16 protein-coding genes and 1 tRNA gene are annotated in these 20091 nt (G+C 38.6%); 7 read left to right on the plus strand and 10 right to left on the minus strand.

Going from position 1 to position 20091, the window contains the following annotated elements:
• Window positions 1–14: 14 nt before the first annotated feature.
• The 3 genes from rpoD to fabD form a co-directional block, all read right to left on the minus strand.
• Window positions 15–2030 (minus strand): RNA polymerase sigma factor RpoD, encoded by a 2016-nt coding sequence (gene rpoD / locus P6280_RS02245; RefSeq protein ID WP_283236866.1) that lies wholly within the window; start codon window positions 2028–2030, stop codon window positions 15–17.
• A gap of 193 nt (window positions 2031–2223) precedes the next feature.
• Complete coding sequence (locus P6280_RS02250; protein ID WP_283236867.1) at window positions 2224–2919, minus strand: 5'-methylthioadenosine/adenosylhomocysteine nucleosidase; 696 nt, start codon at window positions 2917–2919, stop codon at window positions 2224–2226.
• A gap of 10 nt (window positions 2920–2929) precedes the next feature.
• Window positions 2930–3859 (minus strand): ACP S-malonyltransferase, encoded by a 930-nt coding sequence (fabD, locus tag P6280_RS02255; protein ID WP_001199043.1) that lies wholly within the window; start codon window positions 3857–3859, stop codon window positions 2930–2932.
• A gap of 129 nt (window positions 3860–3988) precedes the next feature.
• Between fabD and P6280_RS02260 the strand changes: the two genes are divergently transcribed.
• From P6280_RS02260 to P6280_RS02270, 3 genes are all read left to right on the plus strand, one after another.
• A tRNA-Ser gene (locus P6280_RS02260) sits at window positions 3989–4080 on the plus strand.
• Window positions 4081–4296: 216 nt separating this feature from the next.
• Window positions 4297–5298: an HTH domain-containing protein gene (locus P6280_RS02265; protein ID WP_283236868.1), complete on the plus strand. Its 1002-nt coding sequence runs from the start codon at window positions 4297–4299 to the stop codon at window positions 5296–5298.
• A gap of 3 nt (window positions 5299–5301) precedes the next feature.
• The gene (locus P6280_RS02270; protein ID WP_283236869.1) at window positions 5302–6126 is read left to right on the plus strand and encodes a DNA-methyltransferase; all 825 of its coding nucleotides are present in this window, start codon (window positions 5302–5304) and stop codon (window positions 6124–6126) included.
• Between the two features lie 20 nt (window positions 6127–6146).
• Here P6280_RS02270 and P6280_RS02275 read toward each other — a convergent pair whose 3' ends face one another.
• Together P6280_RS02275 and P6280_RS02280 are read right to left on the minus strand one after the other, a co-directional pair.
• Window positions 6147–7040, minus strand: coding sequence for an alpha-1,2-fucosyltransferase (locus P6280_RS02275; RefSeq protein ID WP_349306358.1), 894 nt, complete (start codon window positions 7038–7040; stop codon window positions 6147–6149).
• Between the two features lie 98 nt (window positions 7041–7138).
• Window positions 7139–7669 (minus strand): hypothetical protein, encoded by a 531-nt coding sequence (locus P6280_RS02280; protein WP_001125771.1) that lies wholly within the window; start codon window positions 7667–7669, stop codon window positions 7139–7141.
• A 72-nt stretch (window positions 7670–7741) separates the two neighbouring features.
• Here P6280_RS02280 and P6280_RS02285 point away from each other — a divergent pair, with 72 nt between their 5' ends.
• Window positions 7742–8686: a D-2-hydroxyacid dehydrogenase gene (locus P6280_RS02285; protein ID WP_283236870.1), complete on the plus strand. Its 945-nt coding sequence runs from the start codon at window positions 7742–7744 to the stop codon at window positions 8684–8686.
• A gap of 351 nt (window positions 8687–9037) precedes the next feature.
• Here the strand turns inward: P6280_RS02285 and P6280_RS02290 are convergent, their stop codons facing one another.
• The gene (locus P6280_RS02290; protein ID WP_283236871.1) at window positions 9038–9751 is read right to left on the minus strand and encodes a hypothetical protein; all 714 of its coding nucleotides are present in this window, start codon (window positions 9749–9751) and stop codon (window positions 9038–9040) included.
• Between the two features lie 105 nt (window positions 9752–9856).
• The gene (gene thrC / locus P6280_RS02295) at window positions 9857–11317 is read right to left on the minus strand and encodes a threonine synthase (protein ID WP_283236872.1); all 1461 of its coding nucleotides are present in this window, start codon (window positions 11315–11317) and stop codon (window positions 9857–9859) included.
• Between the two features lie 202 nt (window positions 11318–11519).
• Here thrC and tlpA point away from each other — a divergent pair, with 202 nt between their 5' ends.
• From tlpA to P6280_RS02310, 3 genes are all read left to right on the plus strand, one after another.
• Window positions 11520–13547: a methyl-accepting chemotaxis protein TlpA gene (gene tlpA, locus P6280_RS02300; RefSeq protein WP_283236873.1), complete on the plus strand. Its 2028-nt coding sequence runs from the start codon at window positions 11520–11522 to the stop codon at window positions 13545–13547.
• Complete coding sequence (locus tag P6280_RS02305; RefSeq protein WP_180584103.1) at window positions 13547–14653, plus strand: epoxyqueuosine reductase QueH; 1107 nt, start codon at window positions 13547–13549, stop codon at window positions 14651–14653. The genes tlpA and P6280_RS02305 overlap by 1 nt, the downstream gene beginning before the upstream one ends.
• Window positions 14654–14784: 131 nt before the next feature.
• Entirely contained in the window at window positions 14785–15546 is a 762-nt protein-coding gene (locus P6280_RS02310; protein ID WP_120818797.1) for an outer membrane beta-barrel protein, read from the plus strand.
• On the opposite strand, the gene P6280_RS02315 is transcribed toward P6280_RS02310, so the two are convergent.
• The 3 genes from P6280_RS02315 to P6280_RS02325 form a co-directional block, all read right to left on the minus strand.
• Entirely contained in the window at window positions 15529–16311 is a 783-nt protein-coding gene (locus P6280_RS02315) for a glycosyltransferase family 2 protein (protein ID WP_283236874.1), read from the minus strand. The two genes, P6280_RS02310 and P6280_RS02315, sit on opposite strands and share 18 nt — an antisense overlap.
• A gap of 29 nt (window positions 16312–16340) precedes the next feature.
• The gene (gene tlpB / locus P6280_RS02320) at window positions 16341–18038 is read right to left on the minus strand and encodes a methyl-accepting chemotaxis protein TlpB (protein ID WP_283236875.1); all 1698 of its coding nucleotides are present in this window, start codon (window positions 18036–18038) and stop codon (window positions 16341–16343) included.
• A 207-nt stretch (window positions 18039–18245) separates the two neighbouring features.
• Window positions 18246–19946 carry a bifunctional metallophosphatase/5'-nucleotidase gene (locus P6280_RS02325; protein ID WP_349306388.1) on the minus strand — a complete coding sequence of 567 codons (1701 nt, stop codon included), beginning with the start codon at window positions 19944–19946 and terminating at the stop codon, window positions 18246–18248.
• Between the last annotated feature and the right edge of the window lie 145 nt (window positions 19947–20091).

Genomic DNA, 20091 nt, shown 5'->3' on the forward strand with positions numbered 1-20091 from the left:
GAGAAACCTTAACATCAAATGCGCAAATAGTTTCTTAAAATGCGCCCATATTGCGGGCTTCTCAATTTTTTAATCGCAGAGCTTTCAATCTGGCGCACCCTTTCTCTAGTAACATTCAATTCCTTGCCAATCTCTTCTAAAGTGCGATCGCTTTCATCGTCTAAAAGCCCAAAACGCATGCGGATCACCGCTTTTTCTCGCTCATTCAACTGATCCAAAACGCTTTCAATTTGCGCTTTCAAATCTTCTCGCATGATGTGATCAATGGAGCTAACGATATTTTTATCTTCCACGAAATCCCCAAATTTGCCGTCATCATCATTGCCGACTGGGGTTTCCAAACTGATAGGCTCTTTAGTAACCTTAATCACATTCTTCACTTTATCTAACGAAAGCCCCACTTCTTCAGCCACCACTTCCAAATCAGGCTCTTTGCCGTTTTCTTGAATGTGTTTGCGCATGACTTTATTGATGCGATTAATGGTGTCAATCATGTGAATGGGGATGCGGATAGTGCGGGCTTGATCGGCTATGGCTCTGCTGATAGCTTGTTTGATCCACCAGGTCGCATAGGTAGAAAACTTGAAGCCCTTTTCATGCTCAAACTTATCCACTGCTTTCATCAAGCCAATATTACCCTCTTGAATCAAATCCAAGAATGGTAAGCCTCTGCTCGTGAATCGCTTAGCGATGCTCACCACCAACCTTAAATTGGATTTAGCCATTTTGTTTTTAGCACGATCGGAAATCAATTTCCCTCTTTTGATTTGCTCTAAAATTTCTTTTAGCTTGTTAGGGTCTAAATCAAAGCCCTCTTCGCTCGCTTCTTTAGTTAAAAAAAGCTTTTTAAGATCCATATACACGCTCACCATAGTCGCTTCTGGCACTTGAGCGATAATGTCCTCTTTAGTCATGTTAGTGATGTTAGCAAGGATTTTTTTATGGTTTGCGATCAAAGTGTCATTGAATAAGGGCAGTTTGTATTCCAAGCGTTTCAACTCTTTTTCAAACCCATCGCCACTTTTTAAAGTGGTTTCCATCGTTTTGACTAATTCATTGATCAGTTTGCTGGTAGGTTCTAAATCATAGAGTCTGTCTTTGAGCGTTTGGCGTTTGTAAGCTAGGGTCAATAAACGCACTAGCTCATCTTCTTTTTCATCTACAGGGGCTTCAAGGGCTTTGAGCCATTCTTTTTTAGCCTTATCTAGGGCTTTAAAGCTTTCTTGAACCTTTTCTACACGCTTCCTGTCTTTTTCAGAAACGACTTTTTTCCTTTCTTCGTTTTCTTCATCTTCTTCGCTGTCGTCATCTTTTTTAGGATCGCTCACGCTATTTTCATCGTCATCATCAAAGCTCCTGAAAAGCTCTTTAACCCTTCTTTCACGATTGATTAAAGCGTCTTTATACGCATAAATAAAATCAATCAAATACGGCACCGAGCAAATCGCGTCTAAAATAATGTCTTCGCCCAAGCGGATTTGCTTGCTCAATTCAATCTCTTCATCTTTGCTTAAAAGTTTTATATCCCCCATCTCGCGCAAATACATGCGCACCGGGCTATCGCTTCTGCTCCACTCTAAAAAATCCTTTTCTTTCAAAAAGTCATAGCCATCTTCTAATTCTTCATCTAAAACTTTTTGCTTTTCTTCAGTTTTTTTAATCTTGTCAATCGCATTGAGTTTTTTAGCGTATTCTGAAGAGCTGACTAATTTCTTTTGGTATTTTTGGCACAATTCTTTGATTTTTTTGACTTGGGCTAGAGTGGGGACTTTCGCGCTGATTTGAATGATAGACTCATAAGAAACGCAATCGCTTAAGGAATTGGCGAACAATTCTTCTAACGCTTCATTAAAACTAAGCTTTTTAACAGGAACAGGTTCTTTCGCTTTAGTTTCTTTGATTTTGCTTTCTTTGATTTTAGCTTCTTTAATTTTGCTTTCTTTAATTTTGTTTTCTTTGGCTTTATTTTCTTGTGTGGCTTCTGTTTTGTTTTTTTTTGGGGCTTTTTCTTCGTTAGCTTTCTTTTTCATTGAACACTCCATAAAATAAAGAACCCATGCTTTCAATCAAAAGCTAGGTCTATAAGATAAGATACACCTAATCCTTTGTTATTTTACTAAAAAATAGCTTAAATTCTAATTATAAAATGAGTTTAAAATAAAATTTAAACCCCCATTCTTTAAAAATAGGGTTTTAATGGTTTGCGTTTGGTAAAAACAAACCCTAAAGCTTATCCACCATGCTTTTTAGGAATTTCGCTGAAGTTTGAGCGCTTTTTTCTAAAAACGCATCAAAGCTCATGTTAGCCTCCTCATCAGCGTTATCGCTAATGCTCCTTAGCACACAGCATGGCACGCCAAATTTTTGGCACACAAACGCCACGCTCGCCCCCTCCATTTCCACCGCGCTCGCTTTAAACTCGCTAACTAAAAACTCTTTCCTTTCTTTGCTATGCACAAACTGATCGCCTGATGCGATGACGCCTTCTTTGAGCGCGATGTGTTGCTCATTAGCGACTTTTTTAGCTAAAGAGTTTAAACTTTCGCTCGTTTCAATAAAAATCGCGCTTTCTGGGATGAACCCTAAAGGGTGGTTAAACGCGCTCAAATCCACATCATGCTGGACTAATTGAATAGCCACTAACAAATCATTGATTTTTAAGTCTTTATTTAAGCTTCCAGCCACCCCACTAAAAAGCACCTTTTGAACGCCAAACGCTAAAATCATGCTCGTTGTGGTTAAAGTGGAATGCACCTTGCCAATCTTGCTATAAGCGACAATGATTTCCTTATCATGATAAACGCCTTTATGGAAAACATTCCCCCCTAAAGGGATCTCTTCAAAATCCACGCCAAACAATTCTAAAATAGGGGTTATTTCTTCTCTCATCGCTCCTAAAATGCCAATTTTTTGCACCATTTTCTCCCAATCACACGTATTCTTCTAAAAATTCAATCGCTTCATCAAGCCCTTTATTATCCCCCACGCTTATGGTGGGCTTGTTGCTCAATCGCTTGTTAAGCCCCTTTAACACACTCCCACAGCCTAATTCAAAAAAGACATCCACTCGGTCATTATTGGATTTCACGCAGTCTTGATAACGCACCGGCTGAGTGAGTTGCAAGCTCAATAATTCAACGGCTTTTGCTTTGCTATGATACGCTTCGTTAGTCGCATTGGAGATGATTTCAAAATGGAATTTATCTTTTAAGCTTTTTTCTAGCAATTCCTGGAATTTAAAAGTCATAGGCTCTAAAAAAGGGCAATGGCTTGCCACGCTCATTTCTAAAAAAACTACCCTTTTAGCCCCCATTTCCTTTAAAGTCGGCTCTAGAGCTTTCAAATCATCTTTAATCCCAGCTAAAACCACTTGCATGCCGCCATTGAAATTCGCGCACCACACATTTTTGGTTCTTTGACACAAACTCAAAAGGCTTTCTTCAGAAACGCCTAAAACGACCATCATGGAAGCGTCTTTATTCGCGCACGCTTCTTGCATCATTTTGCCTCTTTGGTGCGTGAGTTTAAGGGCTTTTTCAAAATCTAGCGCCCCACTCAAAGACACTGCGCTCACTTCGCCGAGCGAATGCCCTAAAGCAAAAACGGGTTTTAACCCCCCATTGACTTGCTTGTTGAGCAATTGGTAAGCGATATAGCTCACTAAATAAATGGCAGGCTGGGTGTAAGCGCTCTCTTTTAAAAGCTCATTTTCTTCAAAAAGCGTTTTTTTCATATCCACTTTAAGCGCGTTAGAAGCCCTTTCAAACAATTCTTTAGCTAGGGTGTGGCTCTCATAGAATGATTTTCCCATTCCTATACATTGCGAGCCTTGCCCTGGAAATAATAGTGCGTATTGCATGGTGTTATCCTTTAAATTTTATTAATCCATAATTTAAAATTGTAATATAAAAGCCCTTAGTTTTGTTTAGAAACCATTAAAGTTTAAGGTTTATTTTAACTTATTTTTACTATAATTCTACTTTTTAAAGGACAGGTGGGTGAGTTGGCTGAAACCACATCCCTGCTAAGGATGCGTAGCCGTCAAGGTTACCGAGGGTTCGAATCCCTCCCTGTCCGCCAGCCTTTTTGCCTTTAAAAACTTTTTGTTTAGAATGTATTAACGAGACACCATAGTTTCTAAGCATTCCTTTTACGACACTCCTTTTACAGATTTTACAAATACAAATTTTAGGTTGGGTGAAGAGAGACACCCAGCCTAAACCCTATAAGGGTTGCGGTATTTTCAAACATTTTGAGTATAATCGTCTCTGCTCATAATCGCAAAAAAGAAAGAACATGACTTACATAGAATTAGGTAAAAAAGTTTTAGAACAAGCAGGGAAGCCTTTGAGCGTTAAAGAAATTTTTGAGAAAGCTTGTGAAATGGGATTGGATAAAGAATGCAACGACGGAAAAATACTTTCTCATAGTCTTGGGAGTCAGCTTGGTGAGCACAACATTAAAGAGGAAGACAAGCAATTCTATGTTGCACGCAAAGAGAGAGGAGCCTTTTTCTATTGGCTCAAATCTCGTGAAAGAGAATTTCCACCACAAGAAACCTCAAACGCCGAAGATGATGAACAGAGCGAGTGTTCAGGCACAGCCAAAAAACAAGAAACCTCTTTTAACGAAAGGGATTTACACCCACTGCTTGTGAAATTTCTCTATGAAAATCCAGATTTCAATCTCCAATGCAAAACCATCTATCATGAAAAGTGCCTAAAAGACAAAAAAGGCAAGTGTGAGTGGAATTATCCTGACATCGTGGGCGTGTATTTTCCCTATAATAAATATTCTCCCTTTGATAAATATGACGGAGAAATTTTGAAATTTTTACACCATACCGGTCAAAAAAAACACAAGCTTTTTTCCTTTGAGCTTAAAGTTAATCTTAAACTTACCAATTTAAAAGAGAGCTATTTTCAAGCGGTGAGCAATTCTACTTGGGCTAATGAGGGGTATTTGGTAGTAAAAAGTATTGATAAGAAGGATGAGAAGGATGTTTTAGACGAATTGAGGCGACTCAACCAAAGCTTTGGTATAGGGGTGATCAAGCTAGAATCTGAGATTTCAAACTCCAAAATCTTGTTACCAGCTAGGGAAAGAGAGATTAATATACCCACACTTAACATGCTTGTAGAACAAAGTCCGGTGGATTTTAAGCCTTTTATGGAAGAAATTAACAAGCAGATTGGTAAAGGGCTTGATACGCCAATCGAGATGAAAAGTTTTGATAAAGTGCTAGATGATGAAGAAATGCAAAAACACATCAAAGACAAAGGCATTCAAGCGGAATAAAAAATGGAAGCGCCTTATCTTTCTCGCCCCATTTTTAAAAGCCAAGACCAGCTTTTCACCCTTTATCAAGGGGATTGTAATGAGGTTTTGCCCCAATTTGAAAACCGGTTTGATTTGATTTTTGCTGATCCGCCCTATTTCCTTTCTAATGACGGCTTAAGCATACAGAGCGGTAAAATCGTGAGCGTCAATAAAGGCGATTGGGATAAAGAAGAGAGCGTCAATGATATTGATGAGTTCAATTACCAGTGGATAAACAACGCCAAAAAGGCTTTAAAAAACACAGGAAGCCTTTTAATCAGCGGGACTTACCACAATCTTTTTTCTTTGGGGCGCATTTTACAAAAATTGGATTTTAAGATTTTAAACCTCATCACCTGGCAAAAGACCAACCCTCCTCCCAATTTTAGCTGCCGTTATTTGACGCATTCAGCTGAGCAAATCATTTGGGCGAGAAAAAGCCACAAACATAAGCATGTTTTTAATTATGAAATTTTAAAAAAGATCAATAACGACAAGCAAATGCGCGATGTGTGGAGTTTCCCAGCGATCGCTCCGTGGGAAAAAGTTAATGGCAAACACCCCACTCAAAAACCCCTCGCTTTATTAGTGCGCTTACTTTTAATGGCGAGCGATGAAAATTCCCTCATTGGCGATCCTTTTAGCGGGAGCTCTACCACAGGCATTGCGGCTAATCTTTTGGAGAGGCAATTTATCGGCATAGAAAAAGAAAGCGAGTTTGTCAAAATATCAATGGACAGGAAATCAGAATTAGACGCTCGCTATAAAGAAATCCGATCTAAAATCAAAGATTTAAACCACCAGTAAACCCTTTTTTTTAAGCCGCTTTAAGCGTTATACTTTTGGGATTTTACCTCAAAATGGGATTCTATTTTCACCCATTCCTCACAAAGGATATTTTCATGCCCAAAAAGCCAGTGTTTGGGTCCAATAATGATTTTTTCTGGATTTTTTATCAAATAAGCCGCCCACCAGCTATAAGTGCTGTTAGCGATAATGCCATGCTGACAAGATTGCATGAGCAGCATATCCCAATACGCCTCTTCTTCTTTATCCCTAGTGGTCATGTCCATAAAAGGGTAGCCCAGATCAAGGTTTTTTGTGAATTCTAAGTCTTCGCAAAACACAAAAAGCTCCATGTTTGGCACGCGCTTTGCCATATACTCAAGCGCCTTTTTTTGATAATCAATACCAAGCTGACAGCCAATCCCCACATAATCCCCTCTTCTTATATGCACAAACACGCTGTTTTTAGCGGCTAAAATCAAAGAAAGCTTGCGGTGGTATTCTTCCTCTTTTTTTTTATTATTTTCTGGGGGGGGGGGTAGAGTGAAGGTTTGCTTGATTAAAGGGGATATAGCGTCAAAATATCGTGGATCTTGGAAATAGCCAAAAAAATAAGTCAAGCGGCTTGGCTTTAGTAATTCAGGCTCGTATTCAAAAACGATTTCTTGACTCACCCTATCAAAACCCATGCATTTGAGCGCATTTTTTACTAGCTTGGGGAGGTGTTGCATTTTAGCTATAGCGATTTCTTTCGCGCTCGCATAGGGCAAATCAATAGGGAAAAGTTCTAATTGCATTTTCCTATTACTCCAACCAAAAGAAGTAATATCTAATAGCACAGGCGTATTAAGGTGTTTTTGCAAACTTTTAGCAAAAGCGTATTGAAACATTTGATTCCCAAGCCCCCCACAAATTTGCACCACCTTAAAAGCCATTCAATCCCTTTATTTGTCAAATGAAACGCTAATTTTAGCTCATTTTAAAGCCCTTTTTCAATAAAAGCCTAAAAAGTGGGGCAAGTAACGCTTTCAAATCATTTGAATTTTTTATTTGAAAAAGATGCGTATGAGGGTTCTAGCAAGCGTTCTTGGTATTCTAAAAGAATCCTGTCTTCGCTATTGAGCGAGTAGGCTTCATCGTATTTGCGTTTGATGATGCCCTTTAAAATGGTGTGCTGGACTTGGTATTTATCTTCTTTAAGCATTTCATCCACTAAAGCGTAAAGCTGAATGTCTTGAATGAGTAAATCTGAAATTTTAACGCTCTCTTTATCAAACAATTCTTCATTAGCGCAATATTCATTCACTAAAATAAGCACTCGGTTATACACATCAGAGGCGATTTTAGCGTTTAGGGTTCTATAAATGTAATCTTTGATTTTTTTGAGTTGCTCTTCTAAATCTTCACTGGCCTTGCTCGCTAAAGCCAGAATGCTTAAGATTTGAATCAGAGTCATCATTTTATGGCTTAAAGAGCGGGTGCGCCATTTAATGAGAAGACGCATGAAATAAGACATTTTGATAGAAAGGCTACAAGGGAGGGTGTTTTTCTTGGGTTTTGGCATGCTTAGTTTCTTTTAAAAAAGGATTTTGTGGTTTAATTATATAACTTTAAAATTAAATCTAGGAGTAAAGAGATGAAAACATTCAAAAAAGGCGTGGTCTTAGACGCTAAAAGCGTGGGGTTAAAAGCACTAAAAGTTTTAAAAGAAGTGGCGGATTTTGATTTTTATGAGATCACTTCGCCTAATCAAGTGGTTGAGCACTGCAAAGAGGCTGAGATTGTGGTGCTGAATAAAGTCGTTATCACTCAAGAAATTTTAAGCCAATTGCCTAAACTCAAACTCATTTGCATCACCGCTACAGGCACGGATAATGTGGATATAAAAAGTGCGAAAGCTTTAGGCATAGAAGTCAAAAATGTGAACGCTTATTCTACAGAATCCGTAGCCCAACACACTTTAGCGTGCGCGTTGTCTTTATTGGGGAGGATTAATGATTACGATCATTATTGCAAAAGCGGGGAATATAGTCAAAGCGATATTTTTACGCACATTAGCGACATTAAAATGGGGCTTATTAAAGGGAGTCAATGGGGGGTTATTGGTTTAGGCACAATCGGTAAAAGAGTCGCTAATCTCGCACAAGCTTTTGGGGCAAAAGTGGTGTATTATTCCCCTAAAGATAAAAAAGAAGAGTATGAGCGCTTGAATTTAAAAAACCTGCTCGCAACAAGCGATATTATCAGCATTCATGCCCCCTTAAATGAAAGCACGCGCGATTTAATCGCTCTAAAAGAATTGCAAAGCCTAAAAGACGGGGCGATTTTAATCAATGTGGGGCGTGGGGGCATTGTGAATGAAAAGGATCTGGCTGGAATTTTAGAAACCAAAGATTTGTATTACGGGAGCGATGTGTTTGTGAAAGAGCCTTTTGAAAAAGATCATGCGTTTTTGAACCCAAAAATCCAAAATAAATTGCTTTTAACCCCCCATATCGCATGGGCGTATAGCGACAGCTTGAAAACCTTAGTAGAAAAAACCAAAGAAAATATCCAGGATTTTTTAGCTTCTCAAAAATAAACGCAAAAAAAGGGGGTTTAATTGTTGGGCTTTTCTCCCCTTTTGCCGTGAGAGTGACTCTCTCTAAAGAAAGGGGCTTCCTAATTTAAGGCGTTCCCATTGAACGCTAACACGAAAGGCTCTTTATAGTCTGCATGGATATTCCCTACCCTATAAAAGATTAGGGGGATTTTAACCTATTTTAGCTTGAATATAGCCTAACGGCTATGCGCTTGCATCTCGCGACCTAAAGGACAGAGTTTTTTGCACTAGCGGGATAAAATCTAAACAATGGAGTAAGGTTTAATGGTTTTTAACCAAATTAAGAAAAAACCTTTAGGTGGATTGACCCAAAGGTTTTAAAGGGGATAATCACATCTTAGAAATATCAATCTTAAAGGTGTGGATTTCATCTTCTAAAAAGACTTTAACCACCACCACACCCGGGGTTTTAAGGTTTTTGGTATCCACTACCACAAACCCTCCCTTAGCCTTGTTCTCAACATTAAGGGTGTTTTTCTTAAGGTAATTGATCGCTAGGATTTTTAAAGCTTGGCGGCTTTCTTGCATGACTTCTTGCTCTTCTACATCATCCATCATCATCATGCCAAAGCCTGGCCCATACAAGCCCATTCCCCCATACATCATGCCGTTATAAGCTAAAAATCCCCCTTGCCCGTAATAAAACATAGGCGGGGTGATCATATTGACATTATCAATAGGGGTGGTCGGCACGGCGATATTAAAACTTTGTAAAATACCCTCAAAATCAAAACTGGATTTCATCACCTGTCTCAGGCTTAAGACTGGTAAATTCGTTTGGTTGATAGACACTGAAATGGCTTTACGGCTAAACACTACAGGATTTCCCTCTATAACTTGTGCCGCTACATACAGCACTAAGGGGGATTCATTCAAACCTTTCAATTTGCTTTGAGCGATTTCTAGCTGGACTTTAGACTTGGCTTGCGTGGAGGTCATCACTTGAATCCCATTATTATAGGAAGTAACATGTTCAGGCGTGATCTTATAGCTCGCGCAAGCGCTCATCAGTAAGGCTATCGCTACTAAAACGATTCTTTTCATTCAAACTCCTTTCATTCAGTTTAATTTTTGTTTAGAGTTTATTTATTATAGTGTGTTTTAACTTAAAATGTAACTCTTATTAAGGTTAAAAGCTCAAAAAAAGCTTTAATGCGTGTTTTCTAGCCACAAAAGGATAGAAGATTTGATCTCATTGAGTTTTAAAACTTCTTGGTGTTTGATTCCTCTTTCAAACAAGTCATCAATGCGTTGGCTATCCGGGGTATTGTAGCTGTTTTTAAGCGTTTCTAGGGCGGTTTTGTCGTTATCGTTTTTCTTTTGCTCGTTTAGGGCTAAAAGGGTGGTTTTAGGGAATTTTTCATAAGAGGCGGTGGCAGAAACAAGGGTTTTTTCACTAGTTTTCAAGCTGGCGTTTAAAGCGGTGGCGGTGTGAGGGTCAATCAGGTATTGGTGCTCGGCATAAACTTCTTGGATGGTTTTCAAACAAGCTTCATCTGAGCAGCTTGCGCAAGAAAAATGCTCCTGTAAAAGGGCTAATTCTTTAGGCTTTAATGCATAAAACTTCTCTTCTTCTAAAGCTTGCATCAATTCTAGCGTGCGTTCAAACCCAAAGAGATCAAAAAGCACCCTTTCCACATTAGAGCTTTTTAAAATATCCATAGCCGGCGAGTAAGTTTGCTTTAAAGAGCGGTGGGTTAAATCGTAACGCCCTGTTTCTATAAACTCCCTTAAAACATCATTGCTGTTAGTTACAACCTTGATTTTAGCAATATTCAAGCCCATTTTTTTGGCATAAAACGCCCCTAAAGCGTTCCCAAAATTACCACTAGGTATGGCTAGGGTGATTTTTTCTTTAGAATTGATCGCGCCTTTTTTATACAATTCTAAAAAGCCCCAAATGTGATAGACGATTTGAAAAGCGATGCGCCCAAAATTCACGGAATTAGCCACGCTTAATTTTAATTGGCGTGCTTTTAAAGCGCCGTTAAAATCATCGTCTTTTAAAAGGTTTTTGAGCGCGTTTTGCGCATCATCAAAATCCCCACTGATCCCAAAGACCTTTAAATTGCTAGCGTTTTGGGTAACCATTTGGAGTTTTTGGACTAAACTTGTGCCGTCTTTGGGGTATAAACACACCACAAAAACATTAGGCATGCCCGCCAAACTTTCTAAAGTCGCAGGGCCGGTATCGCCACTGGTAGAAACGAGCATTAAATACTTTTCATTTTTTCCTACCGCTAGATTAGAAAACAAACTCGCTAAAGGCTGTAACGCCATGTCTTTAAACGCCAAACTGGGCCCATGGTAGAGCTCTTGGACAAAAAGCCTTTCATTGAGCGCAAAAATAGGGGCTGGATTTTTAGGGTTATCAAAATTTTCATAGCGTTTTAAAGCGCTTGTCAATAAACCCTTAGGAATCTCTAAACCCAAGCGCTCAAACACGCATTCTACCAGCTCGTTATAGCTCAGATTCAAACAATCCTGCCATTGTAATGTTTCAAAATGCTCTAAAGTGTAAAGCCCGCCTTTTGGGGCGTTGGGGTTTAATATCGCTTCAATAAAATCAATCTTTTTTTCTTTCAAAGAACGGGTGGGGGCAAAAGGCATGATGATTCCTTTTTATATTTGGATAATTTCAAGTCGTAGCATACCCTAAAAGAGCGAATGCAACCTTAAATGGTTTTTTAATGAGAATGATTGATCGTCTTTTTAACCCAATTTAATTTTTGATTTATGCTTATAATACTATAATGCGGTTTAAAATTTTGCCGCAAATGGGCAAAAAATTCCATCATAGTAAGGTTGTGTTTTGTCTAAAGGTTTGAGTATCGGTAATAAAATCATATTGTTCGTGGCGTTGATTGTGATCGTGTGCGTGAGCATTTTAGGGGTGTCCTTAAACAGCAGGGTGAAAGAGATTTTAAAAGAAAACGCTCTGCGTTCTATGCAAGATAGTTTGCATTTCAAGGTTAAGGAAGTGCAAGGGGTTCTAGAAAACGCTTATACGAGCATGGGCATTATCAAAGAAATGCTCCCTAAAGACACCAAAAGAGAAATCAAAATCAACTTGTTAAAAAACTTCATTTTAGCCAATTCGCATGTCGCTGGGGTGAGCATGTTTTTTAAAGACAGAGAAGATTTAAGATTAACGCTTTTAAGGGATAACGATACGATTAAGCTAATGGAAAATCCGTCATTGGGGAATAACCCTTTAGTGCAAAAAACGATGAAAAATAAAGAAATTTCTAAAAGCTTGGGTTATTATAGGAAAATGCCTAATGGGGCGGAAGTTTATGGGGTTGATATTTCTTTACCTTTATTGAGTGAAAACACAAAAGAGGTTGTAGGGGCTTTGATGATTTTCTTTTCTATTGACAGCTTCAGCAATGAAATCACTAAAAACAGGAGCGATTTGTTTTTAATTGGCGTTAAAGGTAAAGTGCTTTTGAGCGCGAATAAGAGTTTGCAAGACCGATCTATCGCAGAAATTTATAAGAGCGTGCCTAAAGCCACCAACGAAGTGATGGCTATTTTAGAAAACGGCTCTAAAGCGACTTTAGAATACCTGGATCCCTTCAGCCATAAGGAGAATTTTTTAGCCGTTGAAACCTTTAGAATGCTAGGCAAAACAGAAAGTAAAGACAATCTTAATTGGATGATCGCTTTAATCATTGAAAAAGACAAGGTCTATGAGCAAGTAGGCTCGGTGCGTTTTGTGGTGATCGTAGCGAGCGCGATCATGGTGTTAGCCTTGATTATAGCGATCACTCTCTTAATGCGAGCGATTGTGAGCAATCGTTTGGAAGCCGTTTCTAGCACTTTATCTCATTTCTTCAAATTATTGAACAATCAAGCCAATTCCAGCGATATTAAATTGGTTGAAACGAAATCTAATGACGAATTAGGGCGCATGCAAACAGCGATCAATAAAAATATCTTGCAAACCCAAAAAACCATGCAAGAAGACAAGCAAGCCGTTCAAGACACCATTAAAGTGGTTTCAGATGTGAAAAAAGGGAATTTTGCGGTGCGCATCACGGCTGAGCCCGCAAGCCCTGATTTGAAAGAATTGAGAGATGCGCTAAATGGGATCATGGATTATTTGCAAGAAAGCGTAGGGACTCACATGCCAAGCATTTTCAAAATCTTTGAAAGCTATTCTGGTTTGGATTTTAGAGGTCGGATCCAAAACGCTTCGGGTAGGGTGGAACTGGTTACTAACGCTTTAGGGCAAGAAATCCAAAAAATGCTAGAAACTTCGTCTAATTTTGCCAAAGATTTAGCGAACGATAGCGCGAATTTAAAAGAATGCGTGCAGAATTTAGAAAAGGCTTCAAACTCCCAACACAAAAGCTTGATGGAAACTTCTAAAACGATAGAAAATATCACCACTTCTATTCAAGGCGTGAGCTCTCAAAGTGAAGCCATGATTGAACAAGGCCAAGACATTAAAAGCATTGTAGAAATCATCAGAGACATCGCTGATCAAACCAATCTTTTAGCCCTAAACGCTGCTATTGAAGCCGCAAGAGCCGGCGAGCATGGCAGAGGCTTTGCGGTGGTGGCTGATGAAGTGAGGAAGCTCGCTGAAAGGACGCAAAAATCGCTCAGCGAGATTGAAGCTAATATTAATATTCTCGTTCAAAGCATTTCAGACACGAGCGAGAGCATTAAAAACCAGGTTAAAGAAGTGGAAGAAATCAACGCTTCTATTGAAGCCTTAAGATCGGTTACTGAGGGCAATCTAAAAATCGCTAGCGATTCTTTAGAAATCAGTCAAGAAATTGACAAAGTCTCTAACGATATTTTAGAAGATGTGAATAAAAAGCAGTTTTAATGCTCATTCATATTTGTTGCTCAGTGGATAACCTCTATTTTTTAAAAAAGGCTAAAGAGGCTTTTGTGGGTGAAAAAATAATAGGGTTTTTTTATAACCCCAATATCCACCCTTATAGCGAATACTTGTTGCGTTTAGAAGATGTGAAACGCACTTGCGAGATGCTAGAAATTGAATTGCTTGAAGGCGATTATGAATTAGAAAAATTTTTAGATAAGGCTAAGGGTAAGGAATTGTTAGGGGAAAAAAGCGAGCGCTGTTTTGAGTGCTTTGATTTACGCTTAGAAGCGAGCGCTCTAAAAGCCTTTGAATTAGGGGAAGAAAAATTCACCACCACCTTACTCACAAGCCCTAAAAAAGACCCTAACCAGCTTATCGCTAAGGGACAACACATCGCGCAAAGGCACAATTTGGAATTTGTTGTGTTTAGAAACGATAATTTTGAACATTTTAAGAGCGAGTTGGATTTAAACTTGCAAGCTTTAGCGAGAGAAAACGAGCTTTATCGGCAAAATTATTGCGGTTGCCAATTCGCTTTAAAAATCCAAAAAGAATCCCAAAACAGAAGCCCCTTTGAGCTTTACTCGCCTTTAAAACGCCAGATTTTACCCGCAAGCGTTGAAGAAAGAACGCAAGTTTTTAGAGAACTAGACGCAGCTAAAAAGGATGCTAATAAGCCTTCTTTAGCCCAAAAAACGATCGCAACTTACCGCTTATTGAATGGGGGCGTGTGGCTTTCTAAAAATTCAAACCCTTTGAATTGTTATATTCTAGCGCGCTCTAAAAGTAAGGCTAAAGTAAGGATTAACGATTTAAGGTGGGTTTTTTCCCAGCGTTTAAACGCGCTAGTGGGTTATAGCCAAAGAGATGAAACCTTGTTTTTGACTTTAGAAGGCCTTAATACTCTTATGGCAAAAAACTACGATAATTTAAAAGAGTTAAACCTTAACCCCTTAAATTATGAAGAAGAGTTGTCTTTAAGGGCGTTAGTGAGCGGGAGCGAGAGCATAAACCCTATTATCGTGCTAGAAGAACGCATAGAAAAAACCCTTTTTGTGGAAATTAAAAGCATTTTTCAAGAAGAAAAGGTGTTTTATTTGCTCTAAGCCAAACTTTAATTGAGCGATAAATTCTTAAAAAAGCGGTCGTGTTGGGGGGTTGTATAAAAACATACAAGTAATTTAAAATCAATTTAAGATAATTAGGCACAATAGCCACAAAAAGTTTAAGGCTGTATTTGAAAACTCTATTTAGTATTTATCTTTTTTTGTCGTTGAATCCACTCTTTTTAGAAGCTAAAGAAATCACTTGGTCTCAATTCTTAGAGAATTTTAAAAACAAGAATGAAGACGACAAACCTAAACCCCTAACCCTTGATAAAAACAATGAAAAACAGAAAGTTCTAGACAAAAACCAAGAAATCTTAAAAAGGGCTTTAGAAAAAAGCCTTAAATTTTTCTTTATTTTTGGATACAACTATTCGCAAGCTACTTATTCAACCACTAACCAAAACTTGACTATTCTGGCTAATAGCATAGGGTTTAATACCGCTACGGGCTTGGAGCATTTTTTAAGAAACCACCCTAAAGTCGGTTTTAGAATCTTTAGCGTCTATAACTATTCCCATTCCGTTTCGCTCTCCCAGCCTCAAATCCTAATGGTGCAAAATTATGGGGGCGCGTTAGATTTTTCTTGGATTTTTGTGGATAAAAAAACCTATCGTTTTAGGAGCTATTTAGGAATCGCTTTAGAGCAAGGGGTGTTATTGGTGGATACGATTAAATCCGGCGCTATCACAACAATCATTCCTAGAACCAAGAAAACCTTTTTTCAAGCCCCTTTTCGCTTTGGTTTTATCGTGGATTTTATCGGCTATTTGTCCTTGCAGTTTGGGATTGAAGTGCCTTTAGTGAGGAATGTTTTTTACACCTATAATAACCATCAAGAAAGATTCAAACCACGATTTAATGCTAATCTTTCTTTAATCGTTTCGTTTTAGACTCCCTTTAGACTCTCTTTTAAATAAGCCCATGACTTTTCTAGGGTATTTTAAAAGCATGGAAAAAACATTCGCTTGAATGCCGTTTTCTTGGCATGCTCTTATATTTTCTTTATTCCTTAATAAAAGGCTTTTAAACCCATTCGTGCTAACCCCACCGGTGCGCATGACGACTAACACTTCTTTCAAATAAGAAAAGCTTATTTTTTGCACCACAAACAAGCGGATAATCATCTCAAAATCCGCTGAAATCTTATAATCGGTTTTGTAAAGCCCATAGCGTTCATAAATGGCTTTTTTGACAAAAAGCGTAGGGTGTGCTGGCGCCACACCATAAAGCAAGGTTTTAGGGTTAAACTCCCCGCTTTCATAATAACGGACCACTTTTTCTAAACAATCAGGTTTGACAAACACCAGATCCGCATACACGCTATCGCAATTTTTGTTTTCAAACTCATGCACCACTTTTTCTACCACAAACTCATCTTTGTAAAAATCATCGCTATTCAATAAAGCGATAATATCCCCACTAGAACGCTTTATGCCTTTATTCATAGCGTCATAAATGCCCTTATCTTTTTCACTCATTACGCAAGCGATTCTATCTTTGTATTTTTGAATGATTTCTAAAGTGCCATCCGTGCTAGATCCGTCTATAATGATGTATTCAATGTTTTTATAAGTTTGATTAAGCACGGAAAGAATGGTGTCTTCAAGGGTTTTTTCGCTATTAAAACACGCCGTGATCACAGAAACTTTTAACAATCCAACCCTTTTTAATAAACTCCCCCCAATTAAGTTTTAAATAAATTCACTTGTTTGTCTAAATTCATGGTCGTTTCGCTTACATGTGTAGCGATGTTTAAAATATCTGAAGAATCAGCTAAAGTCTTAGAAGCCACTTTTTCCACTTCTACAAAATCGCTTACCATAGCTTCAATTTGGTGTCCGGATTTGGCGTAATCGTCCATGCTTTGATTGCTGTCTTGCACGACTGAGCTTAAATTAGAACTCATTTTTTCATAAGTTTCTTGCACGCTTTTACTCATATCGCTCAAGCTCTCCATTTTTTGCGAATTGAGATTCATTTGCGAGCTTACGGCATTGATTTCTTGGACAATCACCATGATAGTGGAATTGATTTCGGCTAAAGACTTTTGAGTGCGCCCGGCTAAATTCCTAACCTCATCAGCCACCACCGCAAAGCCCCTGCCATGCTCGCCGGCTCTTGCGGCTTCAATAGCCGCATTTAGGGCTAAAAGATTGGTTTGATCGGCAATATCATTGATAATATCCAAAATGGATTTGACATCATCAGCGTTACGGCTGAGTTGCTCCACTTGGCTAGAGAGTTCCTCTTCAGTGTGCGCGCTCTCTGTGATTTGAGAAAATAAATCCCCGATCGCATCCTTACTCTCTTTGACAAACGCTTGCGTTTCAATTAAACGCTTCCTTAACCCTTGAGACTGCTCTATGGAAGCATTCATCATGCTCGCTATATCAGTGGCTTTATTTTTTACGGAATTTAGGGTGGTTGATGAATTTTTCATGCTCTTTTGGGTTTCTTGCGTGATTTGGACTAATTTATCCATTGAAGTTTTATTGAGGGTGGAAATCCCTTTAATCTCTTCCATAATCAAGCGGGCGTTTTCCACAAACAAATTGACCCCACGGCCCACTTGCGAGATTTCATCGTTGCGATCACCCACATCAATTTTGGCCCTCAAATCCTTATCCCCATGGCTGAAAGCGCTGATTTTAAAAACCAATTCATCAATGCGTTTCACGATCCTTAATTTAGCGTATATGAGCGTCAAAACCACTAACGCTATTGTCGCTGTCAGTATCCAAAGGAATAATTTCGTGGTGTTTTCATTAAAAACCTTATTGACGCCTTCTTTAATCGCTTTATTTTCTGTGTTAATGTCAGTGTAATAAGAAGTCGTTGCGATCACCATTTGAGACACTTCATCATAATGCGAGTAGGCGAATTTTTTCTCCGGCACGCCTCCATCGTATTTAGGCATTTTATAATAAGTGTAGCCTCCCCCTTTTTTAGCCGCTTCCAAATACCCCCTAACATAATACACCCCATCAACGCTTTGAGCGTCAAGCCCTGATTGGCCTACGGTTTTAGGATTGACCGGATCAAACAATACCACCCCGTTTTTATCCACCACCACCATGTAAATCATGCCCTTATCGTCGTTAATGCGTTTAAAATAATCCAACGCCATTTTTCTTGCAGTAGCGTTATCAAAACTTTTGTAATACTCATGAATGCCCTGTTCAATAATCTCTGTCATGTAAGTGAGCGTTTTTTCACGCTTTTTGTATTGCCCGGTTTCTAAATGCTCCATGAGTTGCGTTAACACATCTTTTTGCATAACCTTTACAAAACCAATAAAAAGCCCCCCTAAACCTAAAAGAGCGGCTAACACGACAAACATAATACGAGTCCCCAACGAAGAAAACATTGAAAAAAACACCATTTATCTCCTATCAATCATTTTTAAGTCAAACCCTAATTTTAGGATTCAGCTTCTAAATGCCCCCCCCCGAAAAATGAGAGACGCAAAATAAAATTAAAACCCAGTTATTTGAAAACCACTGAAAAAGTGAAAAAGCCAACAATCTAGGATTATATAACACCCTTTTTTAAGTTAGGCTTAAATAATGAATAATAAAAATAAAAAATTTTATTTAACTTCACTTTCCTTAATGGATTTGACATTCAAAGTCCTCCCGTCCTTTGAAGTGGGGATTTTGATGCTCCCCTCTTTTAATTTTTCTCTCAATTTTTCCAGCAACGGGTTTTTGAAATCGTAGTTGATGATTTCCCAATTACCCTCCAATTCAGGGGTTACTTTTGCGCCTTTTTCTTCTGTGATGTATTTGACGATTAAATCTCGTATTTGCCCGTTATCTTGCAATTCATCGTAAGAATTATAATACCTATTAGCGTCTGTAACCAAATTTAATGTCTTGGATAATGTCCCAAATCGGTAATTGTTGATCGCTAATTTATAGATCGCTTTGGGGTCAATGGGTTTGTTGTTGATCGTCGGATTAATAATCCTTGATCCGGCGGGTTTTGTAACATCAACTTGGTATTTCACGCCAGAAAACATATCAAAGTTATAACCACGAATATTTTCATTAAAACTGATCGTCAAATCTCCTGGTTGCAACTGATTGTAGAATTGATACGACCATTCCATGTATTTCAACAGATTTTCACCCGTTATTTTCACTCCAATGAGCGTATTAGCGAACTTGTAAATATAGGCGACATCTTTTCTTTTGAAAGGCCCTTTTTTCAAATTGGCGCCAAAATTGAATAAGGCTGCCGCTGAAACATCGGCTTTTGCATAATATTTTTGCACTTTATTGATCAATTCTATCACCGGTGTTTCTTGCAATGCGGCGGTGGGCATCGTGGTGATTTTTTCTTCTCCTGTGATAAAATCAGGCCTGTCAATAAAGGTTTTTGTAACTTCGCCGACAACTTCATTAGCGTATTCTTTTGATTTTTTATCCACATATTCATATTTTTTCGCTAATTCTTCATCTTCTGGCACGCCTTTTGTGGGTAAATTTTCAGTCGTTATGATTTTTTTCTTCGTTTTGGTGTCAAACACCACCACGCCCTTTGCCAGATAAGCTCCATACGCTCCAGGCTCAATGGTATGCACCTTTCCTATTTTGGTGTTATAAACCGCATGCTCATGCCCTGCAAAAATGATGTCAAATTGCGGGAATTTTTTCGCCAGATCAGGGACTCCATCGCCACCTTTCTCATCTTCTCGCCCCAAATGAAAAGTGCCAATCAAAATATCATACTTCCCTTTTAGCTCTTTTAAGGTCTTTTTTAACGCTTCTTCAGCGTCCAAAAACTCCAATCCTGCAAAATGTTCAGGCGTAGAGGCTTCCCAAGTGGGGATATGCGGCACCACATACCCCACAACCGCCACCCTCACGCCATCAATTTTTTTAACCGCATAAGGTTTTACAAACGGCTTATTGTCCGCAGTTTTGATGATATTCGCATTCACAACATCGCCATTAAACCCCTTGATATTTTTCTCTAAAAAATCCTTGCTAAAATTAAACTCGTGATTCCCAAGCACACGAATATCAAATTTCAAATCATTCTCGGCTAAAACTAGCGGGTGGATAGGCTCATCATTAAACAACTCCGCGCTATTACCCTGCAACAAATCCCCGCTGTCAATCAAAACCACATTTTTATTCTCAGCCCTCTGCTTTTTGATTAAAGTCGCAATCCTTGTCAGGCCATTATTGGGTTTTTGCTCGCCAGTCGCATAATCATACGAAAAAAGCCGCCCATGAATGTCTGAAGTTTCTAAAAACACTATTTTTACTTCTTTTGCAGATATTGAAAGCGTTAGCGTTAAAAAGATGATTAAAACCAATTTTTTCATTGAAATCCTTCTAAACCAAGAGATTCATAACATTAATTTTACACAATATTAACACTGATATTTTTGATTGGAATGTAACGCTAAAATGAGTAAGGGGCAA

The organism is Helicobacter sp. 219-2 (assembly GCF_030053225.1).
Classification (GTDB): domain Bacteria; phylum Campylobacterota; class Campylobacteria; order Campylobacterales; family Helicobacteraceae; genus Helicobacter; species Helicobacter pylori_C.

Coding starts and splice junctions, on each gene's coding strand:
- P6280_RS02290 (WP_283236871.1), bottom strand. CDS start 9,751: ATGAAAAGAATCGTTTTAGTAGCGATAGCCTTACTGATGAGCGCTTGC.
- P6280_RS02305 (WP_180584103.1), top strand. CDS start 13,547: ATGCTCATTCATATTTGTTGCTCAGTGGATAACCTCTATTTTTTAAAA.
- fabD (WP_001199043.1), bottom strand. CDS start 3,859: ATGCAATACGCACTATTATTTCCAGGGCAAGGCTCGCAATGTATAGGA.
- P6280_RS02285 (WP_283236870.1), top strand. CDS start 7,742: ATGAAAACATTCAAAAAAGGCGTGGTCTTAGACGCTAAAAGCGTGGGG.
- P6280_RS02275 (WP_349306358.1), bottom strand. CDS start 7,040: ATGGCTTTTAAGGTGGTGCAAATTTGTGGGGGGCTTGGGAATCAAATG.
- rpoD (WP_283236866.1), bottom strand. CDS start 2,030: ATGAAAAAGAAAGCTAACGAAGAAAAAGCCCCAAAAAAAAACAAAACA.
- P6280_RS02250 (WP_283236867.1), bottom strand. CDS start 2,919: ATGGTGCAAAAAATTGGCATTTTAGGAGCGATGAGAGAAGAAATAACC.
- tlpB (WP_283236875.1), bottom strand. CDS start 18,038: ATGGTGTTTTTTTCAATGTTTTCTTCGTTGGGGACTCGTATTATGTTT.
- P6280_RS02270 (WP_283236869.1), top strand. CDS start 5,302: ATGGAAGCGCCTTATCTTTCTCGCCCCATTTTTAAAAGCCAAGACCAG.
- P6280_RS02265 (WP_283236868.1), top strand. CDS start 4,297: ATGACTTACATAGAATTAGGTAAAAAAGTTTTAGAACAAGCAGGGAAG.
- thrC (WP_283236872.1), bottom strand. CDS start 11,317: ATGCCTTTTGCCCCCACCCGTTCTTTGAAAGAAAAAAAGATTGATTTT.
- P6280_RS02280 (WP_001125771.1), bottom strand. CDS start 7,669: ATGCCAAAACCCAAGAAAAACACCCTCCCTTGTAGCCTTTCTATCAAA.